This is a genomic window from Paenibacillus sp. EB106-05-06-XG162 (assembly GCF_058791655.1).
Map to the genome: position 1 here is coordinate 562,995 of NZ_JBYTDT010000001.1, position 17,804 is coordinate 580,798.

16 protein-coding genes are annotated in these 17,804 nt (G+C 47.8%); 15 read left to right on the top strand and 1 reads right to left on the bottom strand.

Features of this window, described 5'->3' with window-relative positions; genetic code table 11:
• Positions 1-62 precede the first annotated feature (62 nt).
• From AC3WU2_RS02240 to AC3WU2_RS02265, 6 genes are all read left to right on the top strand, one after another.
• Positions 63-506 carry a YlbF/YmcA family competence regulator gene (locus tag AC3WU2_RS02240; protein WP_018756558.1) on the top strand — a complete coding sequence of 148 codons (444 nt, stop codon included), beginning with the start codon at positions 63-65 and terminating at the stop codon, positions 504-506.
• Between the two features lie 24 nt (positions 507-530).
• Positions 531-794 (top strand): YlbG family protein, encoded by a 264-nt coding sequence (locus AC3WU2_RS02245; RefSeq protein WP_018756557.1) that lies wholly within the window; start codon positions 531-533, stop codon positions 792-794.
• Positions 795-907: 113 nt separating this feature from the next.
• The gene (locus AC3WU2_RS02250; RefSeq protein WP_018756556.1) at positions 908-1,345 is read left to right on the top strand and encodes a hypothetical protein; all 438 of its coding nucleotides are present in this window, start codon (positions 908-910) and stop codon (positions 1,343-1,345) included.
• A gap of 127 nt (positions 1,346-1,472) precedes the next feature.
• Positions 1,473-2,378, top strand: coding sequence for a selenium metabolism-associated LysR family transcriptional regulator (locus AC3WU2_RS02255; protein ID WP_026263876.1), 906 nt, complete (start codon positions 1,473-1,475; stop codon positions 2,376-2,378).
• 90 nt (positions 2,379-2,468) lie between these two features.
• On the top strand, positions 2,469-3,317 hold the full coding sequence (locus AC3WU2_RS02260) for a PHP domain-containing protein (protein ID WP_492452156.1): 849 nt from the start codon (positions 2,469-2,471) through the stop codon (positions 3,315-3,317).
• Positions 3,318-3,370: 53 nt separating this feature from the next.
• The gene (locus AC3WU2_RS02265) at positions 3,371-3,811 is read left to right on the top strand and encodes a DUF2500 domain-containing protein (protein ID WP_018756553.1); all 441 of its coding nucleotides are present in this window, start codon (positions 3,371-3,373) and stop codon (positions 3,809-3,811) included.
• A gap of 69 nt (positions 3,812-3,880) precedes the next feature.
• Here AC3WU2_RS02265 and AC3WU2_RS02270 read toward each other — a convergent pair whose 3' ends face one another.
• Entirely contained in the window at positions 3,881-5,659 is a 1,779-nt protein-coding gene (locus AC3WU2_RS02270) for an Rqc2 family fibronectin-binding protein (protein ID WP_492450893.1), read from the bottom strand.
• A gap of 219 nt (positions 5,660-5,878) precedes the next feature.
• Between AC3WU2_RS02270 and AC3WU2_RS02275 the strand changes: the two genes are divergently transcribed.
• The 9 genes from AC3WU2_RS02275 (at position 5,879) to priA (ending at position 17,773) form a co-directional block, all read left to right on the top strand.
• Positions 5,879-8,677, top strand: coding sequence for a calcium-translocating P-type ATPase, SERCA-type (locus AC3WU2_RS02275; RefSeq protein ID WP_492450895.1), 2,799 nt, complete (start codon positions 5,879-5,881; stop codon positions 8,675-8,677).
• Between the two features lie 70 nt (positions 8,678-8,747).
• Positions 8,748-9,584, top strand: coding sequence for a diaminopimelate epimerase (gene dapF, locus AC3WU2_RS02280; RefSeq protein WP_492450897.1), 837 nt, complete (start codon positions 8,748-8,750; stop codon positions 9,582-9,584).
• 208 nt (positions 9,585-9,792) lie between these two features.
• Positions 9,793-11,667, top strand: coding sequence for a bifunctional homocysteine S-methyltransferase/methylenetetrahydrofolate reductase (locus AC3WU2_RS02285; protein ID WP_492450899.1), 1,875 nt, complete (start codon positions 9,793-9,795; stop codon positions 11,665-11,667).
• Between the two features lie 84 nt (positions 11,668-11,751).
• Positions 11,752-12,636: a YicC/YloC family endoribonuclease gene (locus AC3WU2_RS02290; RefSeq protein ID WP_492450901.1), complete on the top strand. Its 885-nt coding sequence runs from the start codon at positions 11,752-11,754 to the stop codon at positions 12,634-12,636.
• A 27-nt stretch (positions 12,637-12,663) separates the two neighbouring features.
• Positions 12,664-12,924, top strand: a complete 261-nt coding sequence (remA, locus tag AC3WU2_RS02295) for an extracellular matrix/biofilm regulator RemA (protein ID WP_005548256.1) — start codon at positions 12,664-12,666, stop codon at positions 12,922-12,924.
• Positions 12,925-12,937: 13 nt separating this feature from the next.
• Complete coding sequence (gene gmk, locus AC3WU2_RS02300) at positions 12,938-13,513, top strand: guanylate kinase (protein ID WP_492450903.1); 576 nt, start codon at positions 12,938-12,940, stop codon at positions 13,511-13,513.
• A gap of 50 nt (positions 13,514-13,563) precedes the next feature.
• Positions 13,564-13,773, top strand: a complete 210-nt coding sequence (gene rpoZ, locus AC3WU2_RS02305) for a DNA-directed RNA polymerase subunit omega (RefSeq protein WP_018756546.1) — start codon at positions 13,564-13,566, stop codon at positions 13,771-13,773.
• A gap of 248 nt (positions 13,774-14,021) precedes the next feature.
• Positions 14,022-15,257 carry a bifunctional phosphopantothenoylcysteine decarboxylase/phosphopantothenate--cysteine ligase CoaBC gene (gene coaBC, locus AC3WU2_RS02310; RefSeq protein ID WP_492450906.1) on the top strand — a complete coding sequence of 412 codons (1,236 nt, stop codon included), beginning with the start codon at positions 14,022-14,024 and terminating at the stop codon, positions 15,255-15,257.
• Positions 15,254-17,773: a primosomal protein N' gene (priA, locus tag AC3WU2_RS02315; protein WP_492450908.1), complete on the top strand. Its 2,520-nt coding sequence runs from the start codon at positions 15,254-15,256 to the stop codon at positions 17,771-17,773. Before coaBC ends, priA begins: the two co-directional genes overlap by 4 nt.
• Positions 17,774-17,804 lie beyond the last annotated feature (31 nt).

The window sequence follows — 17,804 nt, forward strand, 5'->3', positions numbered from 1 at the left end:
GCAGACTATTTCATGGTATGATAGAGAAGAGCGATAAATTTAATAGAAAGAAGTTGAAATTCATGAGCGTATCTGAGATCAATACGATTGACATGGCCTCTCTGCTATGTAACGCCTATGAATTAGGCGATATGATTAATGGTTCTGCCGACGTGGCTGAATATATATATTGGAAGCAGAAGGTTGAGCAGAACGAGGAAGTGAAGCTTCTTCTACGGGAGTTCGATAAGAAGAAGGAGCTTTTTGAAGAAACCCAAAGATTTGGTCGTTTCCATCCGAATTATCATGAAGCGAAAGACGCTGTAAAGGCTGTCGAAGCAAAGATGGATGCGATTGAGGAAGTAAGACGCTTTAAGGAATTGGAACAACGCTTAGATGATATGCTCTATAATATCTCGAAGCTTATTGCCCATTCTGTCTCTGAGACCATTAAAGTGCCAAGTAATGATCCAAATCCAAAAGGCGGCGGATGCGGCAGTGGTGGCAGCTGCGGTTGTGGCGGATGATCGGGAGAAGAGGGGTTAGCGAACATGTTTGCGGAACGCACTGGTTATATTATCTGGGTTAGCGATGTAAAAGCAGCAAGGAATTTAGAGAAGTATGGAACGGTTCATTATATTTCACGTCGAATGCACTATGTTGTGATGTACGTTAATTCGGAACGTGCGGAAGAAACGGTCAAGAATATTCGCAGGCTTGCTTTTGTGAAGAGGATTGAAAGGTCCTACCGGAATGAAATAAAGACCGAATATAGTAGTAATGGTCCGGATAAGGCGAAATTCTATAACCTCTAGTCTCATAGGCATACACTTGTAAATAGGGCTTGAGAAAAATAGTGCATTCATGTAATATAGTGGGTATAAATGCTTAGATATAAAGACCTATCTAACCTGGAGAGTGATGCCCAATGAGAGATAAGGTGATGGAACGATACAGCACATACGAGCCTTTCTATGTCACCTTGGGTGATAAGAAAGTGGCCGATGTGGTCATAACGAATCATGCCAAATTTCGCTGGGCAGAGCGGGTTGAGCATGAGAAGACAGGTTATGATGATATTGCAATGTTTTTATGGGAATGCCTTAAACAAAATCGGATCCAGCCGTACTATCGGAATGAAGAAGATGTCTATCTAATTGATGATGATCTTGTTGTCGTAGCAGAATTTCCGATTCTTGAGAATGAGATTGATATCGCGGGTAATCCACTTCATAAGATGATTATTGTTACTTTCCTTGGCCGAATGTCGGAGACCATGGAGCTTCGAGATTTGAAAACGTATTATTCTTGGTTGCGGCATTCACGCCGAATGACATTGATTAAGAATAGTCGCAAAAGAAAGTAATAAGAGTTATTTAAGCATGCCGCTTGATGCGGTGTGCTTTTTTTTGTACAGGAATAGGAAAGTTATCGCTCCTGATCTGGTATAATGATGGTAATTCGTCTACGAATGATGTGAACTCGGGAGGGTGATTGCATTGAATTTTCATCAACTACATATCTTTTATACCGTTTCCGAGAAAGGCAGCTTCTCTGCTGCCGCGCAAGCCTTACATATGACGCAGCCAGCCGTGACCATGCAAGTGCAATCGCTGGAAGAGTATTTCGGTACGAAGCTGTTCAATCGTTCTACGAAGCGGATCGAGCTATCCGAAGCGGGCCGCGCACTGTTGCCATTTGCTCGTAGAAGTATCGAGTTGATTCGGGACACCGATATGGCGATGTCCAAGTTCACGCATATGCTTCAAGGGCGACTTCAGCTCGGTGCAAGCTTAACGATCGGCGAATATGTACTGCCTCGTATGTTAGGGCCATTTGGTCAGCAATATCCGAATATTGCGATTAGTATGAAAGTCATGAATACAGCGCAAATTCTAGAAGAGATTGCGAACCATCAATTAAATTTTGGATTGATTGAAGCGCCTGTACAGCACCCTGACATGCATATCGAAGCGGTGATGAAGGATGAATTAAAGCTGATTGTTCCTGCAAATCATCCGCTTGCTGAAGCTTCTGTGGTCTCGCTCGAGGATGTGCTTAAGTATCCTTTTATTGTGCGGGAGCAAGGATCTGGCACAAGGCAAGTCATGGAAGAGCAATTTGCGCGTAAGAATATAGATATACAGTCTGTTCGCGCCGTCATGGAGCTTGGCAGCACAGGCGCCATTAAGTCCGCGGTCGAAGCGGGTCTCGGTATTGCTATCATCTCGCCTTCTTCCGTGAAGCATGAGGTGACACTGGGGCTCGTGAAGATTGTCGACATTGAGGATTGTTCCTTTGAGCGCCAATTCTATTCCATTTATTTGAAATCAGCCTTGCTCCCGATATCGGCTGTGACGTTCTTATCGTTTCTTCAGGAGCAGCAATTGGACAAATAGTTCGTTAGACCTAGTGACTTCTCGAACTTCGTCTTGATCATCAAAAGATAATTTATTGAACTACCTCGAAAGGGAGTTGACACCGTGAATATGCAGCAAGGATACGTAGACTTACATACACATACAACCGCTTCCGACGGGATGCAGCCGCCAGCTGAGAACGTTCGTCTGGCCAGAGCAGTAGGACTTACCGCCGTAGCGATTACAGATCATGATACGGTTGCGGGGATTGAGGAGGCGATACGCGAAGGGGAACGCATTGGAATGACAGTGGTTCCTGGTGTAGAGATCAGCACTGTATTTGAAGGAAAAGATATTCATATTCTTGGCTATTACATCAATGATCACGATCCGATTTTCTTGGGACGACTTGCAGAGCTTCGCGCGACGAGAGATCGCCGTAATGACATGATGATCGCGAAGCTGCAGCAGCTTGGGATCAATATTACGATGGAGGAAGTCATCGCGAATCTTGGGAGGCCGCTCGCACCGGATGAGACGGTTGGTCGTCCCCACATCGCGGATACACTGGTTCTCAAGGGATATGTGAAGGATATGACTGAAGCATTTGATCGTTACCTAGGGTCCAGTGGTGCTGCCTATGTAAGCCCACCGAGAATCACGCCATCGACAGCTGCAGACTGGATCCGTGAAGCCGGGGGAACGCCGGTCATTGCACATCCGGGACTCTATGGACATGATGAACTCGTTGAGCAGATTATTCGAGAAGCGCGAATGGCGGGGATTGAGGTCTATCATTCGGATCATGGGGAGGCAGAAGAGAAGCGGTACCTCCAATTGGCGGAGAAGTATCATTTGATTGTAACCGCAGGTTCCGATTTCCATGGCGCCAGACAAGGCGTCGTGTTTCATGGTGAGTTAGGTGGACGCAGAATCTCTGTTGAAGTATTGGCAGCACTCGAGCAAGCAAGAAGCTAAGCGCACTATATTGAAGTTGGTTCGATGCTTGAGAATGGAAAGGTGGGATTTATATGGGATTTGATGGTTTTAACGCGATGATGGGCGGATTTGGAATGTTCGAGACATTCATATCACTCATTTTTGGCGCTGTTGCAGTCATCATCATCTTTTCGCTTGCAAAAGGGGTATCACAATGGAGCAGTAACAATAAGCAGCCGGTCTTAGACGTAGCCTCTCAAATTGTCAGCAAACGTACCCATGTAAGTCATCGTCATGATACGAATGACGGTCATTTCCATAACGCGACCAGTACAACTTATTACATTACCTTCGAAGTAGAGAGCGGCGATCGAATGGAATTCAAAGTGGACGGCCGTGAGTTCGGGCATTTGGCAGAAGGGGATCATGGCACCCTCAAGTATCAAGGTACACGGTATTTGGGGTACGAGCGCCTGCCCCGGCATGTATCAGGCCGCGAATCGTCCGCGGGTAAGCGCAGAAGTATGTCGTGATTTTTTATATCGAAAAAGAAGCTTCCACAACCTCGAAAAAAGTGCGTGGGAGCTTCTTTTTATGCTTATTTAGCTATTTTTCAATACATAAGACAGCTGCTTTAACTTATCCTCATCGGGTGTAATGAATAGCGTCTTCTGGTGATCATAAATAACGAACCCAGGCTTTGCGCCGCTTGGCTTCCGTACATGCCTTATTAATGTATAATCGACAGGCACCATGCTGGAAGACTTCGCTTGACTGTAGTGCGCTGCGAGCATCGCTGCTTCTTCCAAGGTCGAATCGCCGAATTCGCTGCTCCGAATGACGACATGGGAGCCTGGAATGTCTTTGGTATGCAGCCATGTGTCTCCCGGCCCTGCAAGCCGATTGGTCACATATTCGTTCTGGATATTATTCTTGCCGACATAGATTGCTATGCCTTCTGAAGAAGTGTAGCACTGTACAGTTGGTTTATCGTTCTTTTTCTTCTTGCCTTTTTTCTTCGAACGATCCCTCAAGTACCCTTGTTCGGTTAATTCCTCTCGAATCTCATCGATATCACGTAAGGAAGCATGCTCAAGCTGCTGCAGTAAGAGCTCCATATATTTAATTTCGTTCGCCGCTATTTTGAGCTGCTCTTCAATGACTGCAAGGCTGTTCTTAAATTTGTTATACCGTTTGAGGTAGCGCTGTGCATTCTCGGAAGGGCCGAGCAGCGGATCCAGTGGAATGCGAATGACTTCTTGATTTTCGTCGTAATAATTGACGACTTCAATTTCTTTCATTCCTTTCTCCACGGCATGGAGGGAAGCAAATAACAATTCCCCTTGAACACGATATTGGTCGGCGTCCTTGGCTTCTTCTATCGACTCATGCAGTTTATCAATCTTCTTGATGTTCTTGTTCTTCTCATTCTGTAGGAAACGAATGAGATCGCTGACGCGTTGCTTGACGGTATCACGTTCAGCTTTGTCCCCATAGAAAGCTTCCATACAAGCGCTAATCGATGGGAATGACCGATGCTGATCGCTGATCGATGTCAGCGGAATGGCGGAGAAGAACATCTTGCCTTTCGCATCTACGGCTATGCAGGGACTGAAATGCATCTCGCGAACATCGTTCATAATCGCCGAGAAAGCTTGCCATAGTGCATCGAGTTCTATGCCCTCGCCCGCCTGTGAAGCGCGATGTTCCATCTCGCGGCCAATGAGTGGACTAATCCCACTGAATTGTTCGACGAGACGCGAAGCGTAGGATGATGTCCCTTTTCGCTCTACAGATGCTTCCAGCTCGTCGACCACAGGGTCAAGAGTCATAACCGATTTGAATTCCGCTTCCTTGACCTCTAACGGATGCAGCTTATGCTGTTGCGGCGGCTCCGTGTACCCGAATCCTGGCATAACAATCCGATAGCTGCTGATCGCAGGCGTGACATGATGGATGCCGTCAAGCATTGTACCTGTCGTAGGATCGACCAAGATAATGTTGCTGTGACGACCCATTAATTCAATAATGATCTTCTTCGTCGACTCATCGCCAAGCTCATTCCGTTGCCGAATCGTGATATGCAGAATGCGCTCGAATGCAACTTGTTCCACAGATTCGATGATCCCACTCTCACAATACTTGCGCATAAGCATACAGAACATCGGCGCTTCTTGCGGATTAAGAAATTGCTGATCGCTAAATTGCACACGAGGGTATGTAGGATTGGCGGATAAGAGCAGTTTGAAATTTTCGCCCTGCGCACGAATTTGCAGGACTAAGTCACGTTCCGTTGGTTGATAAATTTTATTAATACGCCCACCGATGCATCGGGATAATTCCGAGGCAATGGCACGTGTAACGATACCGTCTAATGCCATAATACATTCTCCATTCTATTCCTTTGTTTCATTCTCAAGGAAGTCAATCGTACCTCTCTATGATGCCATACTTTGCGGAAAAACTTAATAGGAAGTGGGATAATTTCTGGCTTGTCTGAATACATTTACCACAGTAGAGGGTTGTTCAAAGGACTGGAAAAGCAGTTACGCATGCTGTGAGAGTCCTTGGATTATGGCGCGGAAGGGGAATTAAGGGACATGGAACAGAAAATGTGGCACCAGATGAATACAGAGGAGCTGCAACAAGCATTAAGTGTGGATGGAAGCAGTGGTCTGTCCTCGGTTGAGGCGAACAAACGCCTGGAGATTCATGGGCCGAATGAGTTGTCGGAAGGGGAGAAAGTCTCGCCGATTGCGCTCTTCTTGAACCAGTTCAAAGATTTCATGGTGCTCGTGCTAATGGGAGCCACACTGATTTCTGGCTTGCTCGGCGAATATTTGGACGCGATCACGATTGTGGCGATCATTGTCATTAACGGGATTCTTGGGTTTGTCCAAGAATTTCGAGCGGAGCGTTCCTTGCGTGCGCTCAAGAAGCTATCCGCACCGGCAGCGCATGTGCTTCGTGATAACGAAGTCATACAGATTCCTGCAGATCAACTGGTGCCAGGCGATGTGGTTCTGCTTGAGAGTGGAGACCGGATTCCAGCGGATATTCGCTGGACGGAGACGAATAGCTGCGATGTGGAAGAGTCTGCATTAACTGGGGAATCCGTGCCAGTCAATAAACATGCTTCTCCGATTGATGAAGCGAGTATTCCGCTTGGAGATCAGCGAAACTTCGGATTCATGGGAACGATGGTCACACGGGGTACAGGCCGAGGGATCGTAGTACGTACTGGAATGAACACCGAAATGGGTAAAATTGCCGATCTGATTCAGCAAACCGAGAGCATGGAGACGCCGCTTCAACATCGGCTGGAGCAGCTTGGTAAAATATTGATTGTCGTTGCTTTAGGTCTAACGGTGATGGTCGTGATTGCGGGCATTATGCATGGTCAGCCGGCCTACGGCATGTTCCTTGCAGGGGTTAGCTTGGCGGTTGCTGCGATTCCAGAAGGACTGCCAGCGATCGTGACGATCGCCCTGGCACTTGGCGTACAACGTATGATTAAGCGCAAAGCGATTGTCCGTAAGCTTCCATCTGTAGAGACCTTAGGTTGTGCCTCCGTCATTTGTTCGGATAAGACGGGTACGCTCACCCAGAATAAAATGACCGTCACGCATATGTGGCTTGGAGGCCGCTTGCTGCAAGTGTCTGGTGAAGGGTATGAACCGATTGGTCATATCCTAGAGGATAATAAGGCAGTCGATCTCAAAAATGATCAGGCTTTACGCCGATTAATGCAGATCGCGGCGCTCTGTAATAATGCGTCCCTCGCAGAGGCTTATCGTTCGGAGAAACAGAAGAAAAAGGTGAAGGAAGAATCCACATCAACGTGGGAAATCAAAGGCGATCCAACGGAAGGTGCTCTGGTCGTCCTTGCTTCGAAGGCGGGCGTGACCCAGCAATCCTTATACGGAATGTATGAGCGGGTCTGTGAATTCCCATTCGATTCGGAACGAAAACGGATGTCTGTGCAGCTCAAACATCAAGGAGGGCAGTTGATTTATGCGAAAGGCGCACCGGATATGCTGCTCGAACAATGCGCTTATATTTTATGGGATGGTAAAGTCGTGCCGTTCACTGGAACCCTTCGGCAGAAGGTGCTCGCAGCGAATGAAGGCATGGCGAAGTCAGCGCTCCGTGTACTCGGGATGGCTTACCGTGAAGTCAGGTCTTATGAAGAAGTTGCAAATGAAAATGATGCGGAGTGCAACTTGATTTTCGTCGGATTAACAGGGATGATTGACCCGCCGAGGAAAGAAGTTCGTGATGCGATTTCCAAATGCCGCCGAGCAGGCATTAAGACGGTCATGATTACGGGTGACCATCAGACGACAGCGGAGGCCATCGCGAATCAACTGGGTATTATTCAGCGCGGCGGCTTGCTTCTAACAGGGCAGCAATTAGCGAATATGTCTGATGATGATTTGGATCAGAAGGTGGATGATACCTACGTATACGCTCGGGTATCACCTGAACATAAGCTTCGTATCGTGAAGTCATTGCAGCGGAAAGGCCATGTTGTCGCGATGACGGGCGACGGCGTGAACGATGCGCCTGCGATCAAGGCGGCCGATATCGGAATTGCCATGGGGATCACAGGAACCGACGTATCGAAAGAAGCATCAGCGCTCATTCTTAGTGATGACAACTTCTCGACAATTGTGGCTGCCATTGAGGAAGGCCGAGGTATCTATGAGAATATTCGTAAGTTCATCCGCTACTTACTCGCATCGAATGTCGGGGAGATCTTAACGATGTTCATCGCCATGATGCTCGGGTTCCCGCTGCCACTCGTGCCGATTCAGATTCTTTGGGTCAATCTCGTGACGGATGGACTGCCAGCGATGGCACTGGGTGTGGATCAGGCAGAGAAGGATTTGATGGAGCAGAAACCGCGTGGTGCGAAAGAGAATATTTTTGCCAGAAGATTAGGGTGGAAAATTATTAGTCGCGGGATCTTGATCGGCGTATTCACACTTCTTGCGTTCTGGTTGACGCTGCGAGTGGATCCGAACAGCGCGGCGCAGCTCGTCAAAGCGCAATCCGTTGCCTTCGCAACGCTCGTCATGGCACAGCTTATCCATGTATTTGACTGCCGCAGTTCACGCTCCATCTTCCACCGTAATATTTTGCAGAATCGTTATCTGGTGTTGGCTGTGTTATCATCGATTGTTCTCCTGCTCGCTGTGCTCTATATCGAACCTCTGCAGCCCGTATTCAAGACAATGCCGCTGGATCTGAGAGACTGGGCCATTACCCTTGTTGCCGCTGGCGTGCCGACGTTCGTCATGGGGATTGGCAGTGTATTAACGGGCGGTAAGCCGCGGAAGACAACGCCAACACAGAAACGCAGTCCGCTCATAAAAAGTACAAACATTCGTGCATAAAGTGAATCCACTTCGGCGCAGCCTCTAAGATATGCTTATGGAAATGGTTGAAGTAGAGGAGTGCTATAGAATGAAATTCACGAAAATGCATGGGCTTGGGAATGATTTTATTGTCGTTGCTGGGGAGCAGGAGCTTCCTAGCAACGCATCAGAACTTGCGATAGAGACGTGTAATCGATTTTTCGGGATCGGGGCAGATGGACTTGTATACATACTGCCTTCTGAACGGGCGGATTTCCGGATGCGAATTATGAACTCTGACGGTACTGAAGCAGAGCAATGCGGCAATGCTATTCGTTGTGTTGCAAAATACGTATATGACCGCGGTCTGACAGATCAGCATGGAATTACAATAGAAACGTTAGGCGCTGGCGTTCAGCCGCTGCAGCTTGAAGTGGATCCCGTAACGAATACCGTCTCTCGTGTTCGTGTAGACATGGGTGCGCCGATTCTTGACGGCAAGCTCGTGCCGACGACGATTGATGCGAAGCAAGTGGTGAATGAGCCGATTGAGGTCAATGGTCAGACATTTCATTTTACAGCGGTATCCATGGGCAATCCGCATTGTGTCATCTACGTAGATGATGCCGTGAACTTCGATCTAGAGTCATGGGGGCCGAAGCTTGAGGTGCATTCGTTCTTCCCGCGGAAGATTAATGTAGAGTTCGCGACCGTGAAATCGAAGGAATATGTGGATATGCGTGTATGGGAACGCGGTGCGGGACCTACGCTTGCTTGTGGGACAGGTGCTTGTGCGACGCTCGTCTCTTCGGTGCTGAATGGATTAACGGACCGGACAGCTGTTATTTCGCTCAAAGGCGGCGACTTGCATATTGAATGGAATGAGACAGACAATCATGTGTATATGACGGGACCTGCGGCGATGGTGTTCGACGGAATGTTATAATTCAAACCGATGAACGTTGAAAGATGACGTCCAAAATGCTCCGAAAGGAGCATTTTTTTGTTTATTGAATGGTTGATTTTGGGGGTCCTCATAAAGTACTTGAATCAGCTTCGAAGTCAAGGCCGCCCTGTGTGGGGTCATTTTGTGCTTATTTTTTCATATGAATTATGATACAGTAGGTTTACTTAAACTTAATGGGGTGGGGTTCATGAAGATTGATTTACGTCAAGCATTACAGCAGCAAATTCTCGTAGGTGACGGAGCGATGGGGACCTATTTGTACAACATGGGTTTTCCTGTGGGCATTTCCTATGAGGAGTTGAATCTGCTCCACCCGGACGTTATCGAGAATGTTCATCGGGAGTATGTTCAAGCGGGAGCGCAGCTCGTAGAGACGAATACCTTCTCTGCGAATGCTGATAAATTATCCAAATACGGCCTCGAAGGCAAAGTGGAAGAAATTAACCGTGCCGGCGTTCGTATCGCGCGTCAAGCTGCGGGGGAATCGGCTTATGTCGTAGGCGCTGTCGGCCCGATTCGTGCCGGTCGCCGTAAAAATATTGTAGTAGATTATTTACAAGATTGCTTCGAAGAGCAGTTTCGTGCGCTGCTCGCAGAAGGTGTCGATGGGATTCTATTAGAAACTTTCTATGATGTGGAAGAAATGAAGATTGCGCTCGAGAAGCTGCGAGAATTAAGTGATCTGCCGGTCATTTGCCAATTTGCTGTGGAAGCCGGCGGTACGACGATGGACGGGTTCTCGTTAGAAGAAGCTTTCAAGATTATTGAAGCTGCAGGTGCGGATGTTATCGGATTTAACTGCCATACAGGTCCTAGAGGAATTCTTCATTCCGTTGAAAAAATTCAAGGATTCTACCATTTGCCGATCTCCGTGTTCCCGAACGCGGGTATTCCTGACTATGTTGATGGAAAATATATGTATATGACTTCTCCGGAGTATTTCGGTGAATGCGCCATCAAGTTCGCGAATATGGGCGTACAGCTTATCGGTGGATGTTGCGGAACAACACCGGCGCATGTCGAAGCGATTGCAAAGGCGCTTGTTGGATTCGTACCGAACGCGGAAGGAAATGTACAAGTGAAGGGTCCGTCCAGCACGGGCGTGTCTGCGGCCAAACAAGTTGTTGTAGAACCTCCTGCGGGTACAACGGGGAATCCTAGCATTGTGGATCTTGTCAAGCAGCGTCATACGGTCATCGTTGAACTAGATCCTCCGCGTGATCTGGACATCACGAAATTCATGAAGGGTGCAGCGGCCTTGAAGGATGTGAGGGTCGATGCGTTGACGTTAGCTGACAATTCTCTTGCAGTTACACGTATGAGTAATATGGCCCTCGGCAATAAAGTTAAGGTAGAGACGGGATTGCGCCCGCTCATTCATATTGCATGCCGTGACCGTAATTTGATTGGAACACAGTCGCATCTGATGGGCTTCGATGCATTAGATATTGATCATGTACTCGCCGTCACAGGGGATCCCGCACGATTTGGCGATTTACCGGGATCTAGCTCGGTCTATGATTTAACTTCTTTTGAGATTATTCGTATGATCAAACAATTAAATGAAGGCGTTGCTTTCTCTGGGAAACCGCTGAAACAGAAAGCGAATTTTATCATAGGCGCAGCGTTTAATCCGAATGTAAAATACTTGGATAAAGCTGTACAACGCCTTGAGAAGAAGATTGAAGCTGGCGCGGATTATATTATGACACAGCCTGTCTATGATCCAGCATTAATTGAACGAATCTATGAATCCACGAAGCATCTGGATATTCCGATATTCATTGGTATTATGCCGCTTGCAAGCGGACGCAATGCCGAATATCTTCATAATGAAGTGCCAGGAATTCAGTTATCTGATGAGGTTCTCAAACGGATGGCTGGCCTGGAAGGGGAAGAGGGAAGAAAAGTAGGTATCGAGATTGCGAAGGAATTGCTCGATACTGCGATGCCGCGGTTTAATGGAATCTACTTCATGACACCGTTCATGTTCTATGAAATGAGTGTTACGTTGACGTCGTATGTCTGGGAAAAAGCCTCAGTGCTCCAATCCACTATGTAGAGGAAACTCAAAAGCAGACTTTTTGAACGCATACTTGTAACGATTATTAGAATCAATTATTATAGTGTAATGGATGTGGTCCCAATGGTTTTCAGTATGACAGGATTTGGTCATTCCGCGAGACATTTTGGCGGCTATAGAGTGCAGATCGAGATTAAATCCGTTAATCACCGCTACTGTGAGACGGTTATCCGTCTTCCGCGGGAATGGACATGCTACGAAGATGTACTGAAACGTATCGTCCAGCACCGTCTTGGACGTGGACGAATTGATATTTTTATCAACAAAGAGAAGGAAGAAGATGCTCTCAATGCACCGCATATCAATTGGTCTGCAGCACATTCTTATGTGCAAGCAGCTAGTGCGCTTCGAGAGCGATTCGGATTCACGGATACGTTAACATTGAATCAACTGATGCAGATGCCTGATGTTCTCGTTGCGCGTGAGGATTCGACGCTTGTGAACGAAGAAGTCGAGGAGCATTTGGTAGCTGGCTTACAAGAAGCACTGAACGGATTATGTGAGATGCGTGCTAGAGAGGGGCACCATCTCGCAGAAGATACAGGATCTAGATTGACCACTTTAGAGGCGATTCATCAAGAACTTGTCCACCTCGCCCCGACCGTCGTCTCCGAATACCGAACGAAATTAAGACAGCGGCTAGCGGATTTGCAGGATGCCACCTTCAAATTCGATGAGCATAAATTCGGTATGGAATTAGCCCTGTTCGCAGAACGTTGCAATATTGATGAAGAATTGACTCGGCTCAAGAGCCATTTCGGGCAATGCCGTACTTTGTTACAGATGCATGAGCCGATAGGACGTAAGCTGGATTTTCTAATTCAAGAAATGAATCGTGAAGTGAATACGATTGGATCGAAAGCGAATCACCTTGCGCTTGTAAATCGTGTGGTTGACATGAAAGCCGAACTGGAGAAAATTCGTGAACAGGTCGCGAATATGGAATAATGCATTTATTATAGGGGGAAACCAGAAATGGCTATCAAACTGATTAACATCGGTTTCGGGAATATCGTATCCGCGAATCGAATTATCTCGATCGTAAGCCCAGAGTCCGCGCCAATTAAGCGGATTATTCAAGAAGCGCGCGATCGGCATATGCTGATTGACGCAACCTATGGTCGCCGTACGCGTGCGGTTATTATTACAGATAGCGATCACGTTATTCTATCTGCAGTACAACCTGAAACTGTAGCGCATCGCCTCTCGACCAAGGATGATGACAACGACGAATGAGATGGAGAATACTATGAGTAAAGGTTTATTAATTGTGTTATCCGGCCCTTCTGGTGTAGGTAAAGGTACGGTATGTACCGCCCTGCGCAAAAAGATGCCTAATCTAATCTATTCCGTGTCTGCAACGACGCGTCAGCCGCGTATGGGTGAAGAAGAAGGTGTGAACTACTTCTATAAGTCCCGCGAGCAATTTCTGGATATGATTGAGCATAACCAACTGCTCGAGTATGCTGAATATGTGGGGAACTATTATGGAACACCGCGCGATTTCGTCGAGCAGACAATCAATGAAGGCAAAGATATTATCCTTGAGATTGAAGTTCAAGGTGCTTTGCAAGCGAAAAAATCTTTCCCGCAAGGAGTCTTCATCTTCTTATTGCCGCCTTCCTTGGATGAGTTGAAGGATCGTATCAAAGGTCGTGGCACTGAGAATGATACCGTGATTGATCATCGGATGTCTGTAGCAGAAGAAGAGATCAATATGATTGAGTATTATGATTATGCCGTTGTCAACGACGAGATCGAACATGCATGCAGACGGATTGATTCGATTATTACCGCTGAGCATTGTAAGATCCCGAAAGAATAATAGCGCCAAGGCTTTATTGGATTTTTATTAGAAAAGAATGAGGTGTTCAAATGCTATACCCTTCGATCGATGAAATGATGAACAAAGTGGACAGCAAATACTCGCTAGTCGTTGCAGCTTCACGTCGGGCTAGACAATTAAGAGACGGATCCAAGTCTGATCTTCGCAATCCGAAATCCCACAAATTCGTAGGAACAGCGCTTGAAGAGATCTACGGTGATTTTGTTCAAATTGAGCGGAACGCTGAACCTAGAGATTAATCACGAATTATAAAGATAAGGCTCGTTCTTCCTCGACAACCGAAAGGTTGTTATTTTTTTACCACAATAGAATTTATGAAATTCTCTAAATGGAAACGTAAAATTCTATTTGGCGATAAAAACTACCTCTAAACGCGGTCGCTCATCTTTGAAGGACTTCGATAAAGGTTTTTCTCACTAAAACAGAATTTATGAAGTTTCGTTGGATTGAGATGCCAAATTCTATTTATTGATAAGGGGGGATACCCATGTTGAACGGAAAGAAGATTATTCTAGGGATTAGCGGAGGTATCGCAGCGTATAAGGCAATTACGCTATGCAGCAGACTCGTGCAGCATGGTGCGAACGTCCATGTCATCTTGACGGAGTCTGCCAAACATTTCGTGACGGAATTGACATTGCAGGCGTTATCACGCAACCCGGTATACACGGATACGTTCGATGAGCGCGATCCGTCCGTCGTATCTCATATTCATCTCGCTGACGAGGCAGATTTAGTCGTAGTCGCACCCGCAACAGCCAATACATTGGCTAAAATGACGTATGGCCTGGCAGATGACATGTTAACGAATGTATTGCTTGCAACGACAGCTCCTGTGGTTGTTGCCCCTGCAATGAATGTACACATGTATCAGCATCCTGCAACGGTTCATAACATGAAAGTGCTCGAAGAACGCGGGGTGTTGTTTATTGAGCCGGGGACAGGTCAACTTGCTTGCGGGTACGTCGGACAAGGAAGACTCGCTGAACCCGAGGATATATTCCACTTCATCGAGCGCTTCTTCGCGGATCAGCATCGTGCGGCGACGCAGCAGGATGAGCCATTGCTGTTAGCAGGTCGCACAGTGATCGTAACAGCAGGGGGGACGGTTGAACGGATTGACCCTGTTCGTTACATTACGAATGATTCCTCCGGCAAAATGGGATACGCGATTGCGCGTGCAGCACGGGATTTGGGTGCGCATGTGCAGTTGATCGCAGCAAGTACGGATGGGCCTCCGCCGGAAGGTGTCGAGGTCATTCGGGCGATGTCAGCACAAGACATGTACGATCGTGTGATGGAACGGATGGATGAAGCGGATATTATTATCAAAGCGGCAGCAGTCGCGGATTATCGTCCTGCGAAAATGGAATCCAGCAAGATGAAGAAGACCAATGAACGGTTGACGCTGGAGCTTGAGCGTACGCAAGATATTTTGCAGGAAATTGGGAGACGTAAGACGCAACAGTTCGTCGTTGGATTCGCGGCAGAGACGAATGATGTGGAGCGCTATGCGCTTGATAAATTATCGCGGAAAAACTGTGACCTTATGGTCGCAAACGATGTGACTGCGGAAGGCGCCGGATTTGGTGTGGATACGAATATTGTTCATATCTATGACCGTCAGGGTCTTGTTGAAGCACTACCGCAAATGTCCAAAGATCAAGTTGCGCATCGTCTACTCCGCATCGTCTCTGAACGGTTGGCGGGTGGACGCGGTTGACACGTTATGCAAGAGTGATTGTCGATGTGCCGAGTAAGCAGACCAATCGGCCATTTGATTATATGATTCCGGATACGATGGAGCCTTGGATTGAAGTCGGCAGCCGGGTCGGGGTGCCATTCGGACCAAGAACTGTGCAAGGTTTTGTGGTGGGGTTCACATCGGATGAGTCATTAGAAGTGAATAAAAGTCGCATGAAATATATTCAGGAGCTCTTGGATCTCGTTCCTCCTTTATCCCCCGATTTGATCGAGCTGGGCGCTTGGATGAGTGCAAAGTATGTATGCCACGATATTGCCGCACTGCAATCGATGATACCAACCGCGCTGAAAGGCAAGGTTGAGCGCGTGCTGCATGTCTCGGAGACATATCAGGATGATGAATTGCTGTGGCTTCCAGAGGAACGCAGTGTGCTTGAGACCGTTGAGCGTTTAGGGCCGATGAAGCTTGAACAGGTGACCTCGATGTTCCCCGCGCATGAGAACTTGATCAAACGCCTGCTAAAGCAAGGGTACTTAATCGAGACGCAATCCATCAAAGACCGTGTCGCGAAGAAGAAAGTGAAGACGGTGCTCTTAAAGATCGAGGAAGAAGAAGCGGAAGCGATACTCGCTTCGTTCCCAACCAAGGCCCGTCGGCAGAAGGAAGCTTTAGAGTTCCTCATGCAGACCTGGCAGCCGATGCTCATGACGGATTTGCTCACAGAGCTGCATACGACGAGTTCAACGATTAAAGGGCTTGAAGATAAAGGTTATGTGGAAATCCGGGAGATGGAAGTGTTCCGTGATCCTTATGCGGATCGTCGGTTCAAGAAATCGGAGCCGATGCGTTTCACCGAAGAACAGCAGCACGTATATGATAGGATAGAGGCATCGCTAGACACACGCGAACATGATTTGTTCTTGCTGCACGGTGTTACTGGAAGCGGGAAGACGGAGGTCTACTTGCAGTCGATTCAGCATTGTATCGCCCAGGGCCGTGAAGCCATCGTACTCGTCCCGGAAATCTCCCTTACGCCGCAGATGGTGGAACGATTTAAGAGCCGATTTGGCGCGTTAGTCGCCGTGCTGCATAGCAGACTCTCTCATGGTGAGCGGTATGATGAATGGCGCAAAATTCGCGAGCGCAAGGTGAAGGTTGCGATTGGTGCGCGTTCAGCGATATTCGCGCCATTCGAACAAATTGGACTTGTGATTATCGATGAGGAACATGAGACTTCGTATAAGCAAGAAGAGAGTCCGAAGTATCATGCTCGAGATGTGGCAGTAAAACGAGCTGCGCAGCAAGGGGCTGTCGTCATCTTGGGTTCGGCTACGCCTTCGCTGGAGAGCTATCGTGCTGCCGTTGAAGGGCAGCCTTTGCCGGGCTTCGATGATCAAGCTCCGATGCGGCTGCTGTCTATGCCGACGCGGGTTGGCGGGAGAGATCTTCCGACGGTTCATATCGTAGATCTGCGTGAAGAGCTTAAGAACGGCAATCGGTCGATGTTCAGTCGTCCGCTATATCAAGCGATTGAAGACCGCCTCAAGAAGCAGGAGCAGATGGTCCTGCTTCTTAATCGGCGCGGGTATTCGACTTTTGTCATGTGCCGGACTTGCGGATACGTGGCTCAATGTCCGGAGTGCGATATCGCCTTGACCTATCATCAGAAGTCGGATCACTTACGCTGCCACTATTGCGGTCATGCCGAGAAAGCGCCCAAGACATGTCCTTCTTGCGAGAGTGAGCATATTCGCTATTTCGGCACCGGTACGCAGCGCGTCGAGGAAGAGCTCTCCAAGCTGTTCCCAGGTATTCGAGTCATTCGGATGGATGTGGATACGACGACGGAGAAAGGCTCCCATGAAAAGCTGCTCGGTCAGTTCCGAGATCGTCAGGCCGATGTTCTCTTAGGCACACAGATGGTTGCCAAAGGACTTGACTTTCCTTATGTGACACTGGTCGGTGTCATCACAGCAGATTCGGCGCTGAACATTCCGGATTTCCGTGCAGCGGAACGTACCTTTCAGCTGTTAACACAGGTAGCAGGCCGCGCAGGCCGTCATCACCTGCCTGGGGAAGTATTCATTCAGACGTATACGCCTGAGCACTATTCTATTCAACATGCATCGGAGCATCATTTTGAGGCGTTTGCTCGGGATGAATTGGAGCATCGCTGGAAGCGGGCCTATCCGCCTTATTGCAATCTGATTCTGATTACGTTCTCGCATGAACAGCTTCCTTTGCTGGTTCGAATGAGTGAGAATTTCGCGACACGCGTGAGGGAACAAGCGATTGCACACGGATGGAGTCAGGCGCTGGATAGTCCTTCGGAAGATGCATTCGAATTGCTCGGGCCCGTTGCATCGCCGATGCCGAGGATCAAGAATAGATACCGATTTCAATGTATGTTAAAATATCGGGGGAACGTTGATGCCGTGCAGCTTGTACGCGCGATTTCCGCGGAGTTCGATGAACATGTCAGAGGACAACAACTGCTTATCAGTGTGGATGTCGATCCCCAAATGTTAATGTAACGACTAGATAGAGAAAAGTGAATGAAGGAGG

Excerpts from the sequence above, each read along its gene's own strand:
- AC3WU2_RS02240 (WP_018756558.1), top strand. The coding sequence starts at position 63 with ATGAGCGTATCTGAGATCAATACGATTGACATGGCCTCTCTGCTATGT.
- AC3WU2_RS02245 (WP_018756557.1), top strand. The coding sequence starts at position 531 with ATGTTTGCGGAACGCACTGGTTATATTATCTGGGTTAGCGATGTAAAA.
- AC3WU2_RS02250 (WP_018756556.1), top strand. The coding sequence starts at position 908 with ATGAGAGATAAGGTGATGGAACGATACAGCACATACGAGCCTTTCTAT.
- AC3WU2_RS02260 (WP_492452156.1), top strand. The coding sequence starts at position 2,469 with ATGCAGCAAGGATACGTAGACTTACATACACATACAACCGCTTCCGAC.
- AC3WU2_RS02265 (WP_018756553.1), top strand. The coding sequence starts at position 3,371 with ATGGGATTTGATGGTTTTAACGCGATGATGGGCGGATTTGGAATGTTC.
- AC3WU2_RS02270 (WP_492450893.1), bottom strand. The coding sequence starts at position 5,659 with ATGGCATTAGACGGTATCGTTACACGTGCCATTGCCTCGGAATTATCC.
- AC3WU2_RS02275 (WP_492450895.1), top strand. The coding sequence starts at position 5,879 with ATGGAACAGAAAATGTGGCACCAGATGAATACAGAGGAGCTGCAACAA.
- dapF (WP_492450897.1), top strand. The coding sequence starts at position 8,748 with ATGAAATTCACGAAAATGCATGGGCTTGGGAATGATTTTATTGTCGTT.
- AC3WU2_RS02285 (WP_492450899.1), top strand. The coding sequence starts at position 9,793 with ATGAAGATTGATTTACGTCAAGCATTACAGCAGCAAATTCTCGTAGGT.
- AC3WU2_RS02290 (WP_492450901.1), top strand. The coding sequence starts at position 11,752 with ATGGTTTTCAGTATGACAGGATTTGGTCATTCCGCGAGACATTTTGGC.
- remA (WP_005548256.1), top strand. The coding sequence starts at position 12,664 with ATGGCTATCAAACTGATTAACATCGGTTTCGGGAATATCGTATCCGCG.
- gmk (WP_492450903.1), top strand. The coding sequence starts at position 12,938 with ATGAGTAAAGGTTTATTAATTGTGTTATCCGGCCCTTCTGGTGTAGGT.
- rpoZ (WP_018756546.1), top strand. The coding sequence starts at position 13,564 with ATGCTATACCCTTCGATCGATGAAATGATGAACAAAGTGGACAGCAAA.
- coaBC (WP_492450906.1), top strand. The coding sequence starts at position 14,022 with ATGTTGAACGGAAAGAAGATTATTCTAGGGATTAGCGGAGGTATCGCA.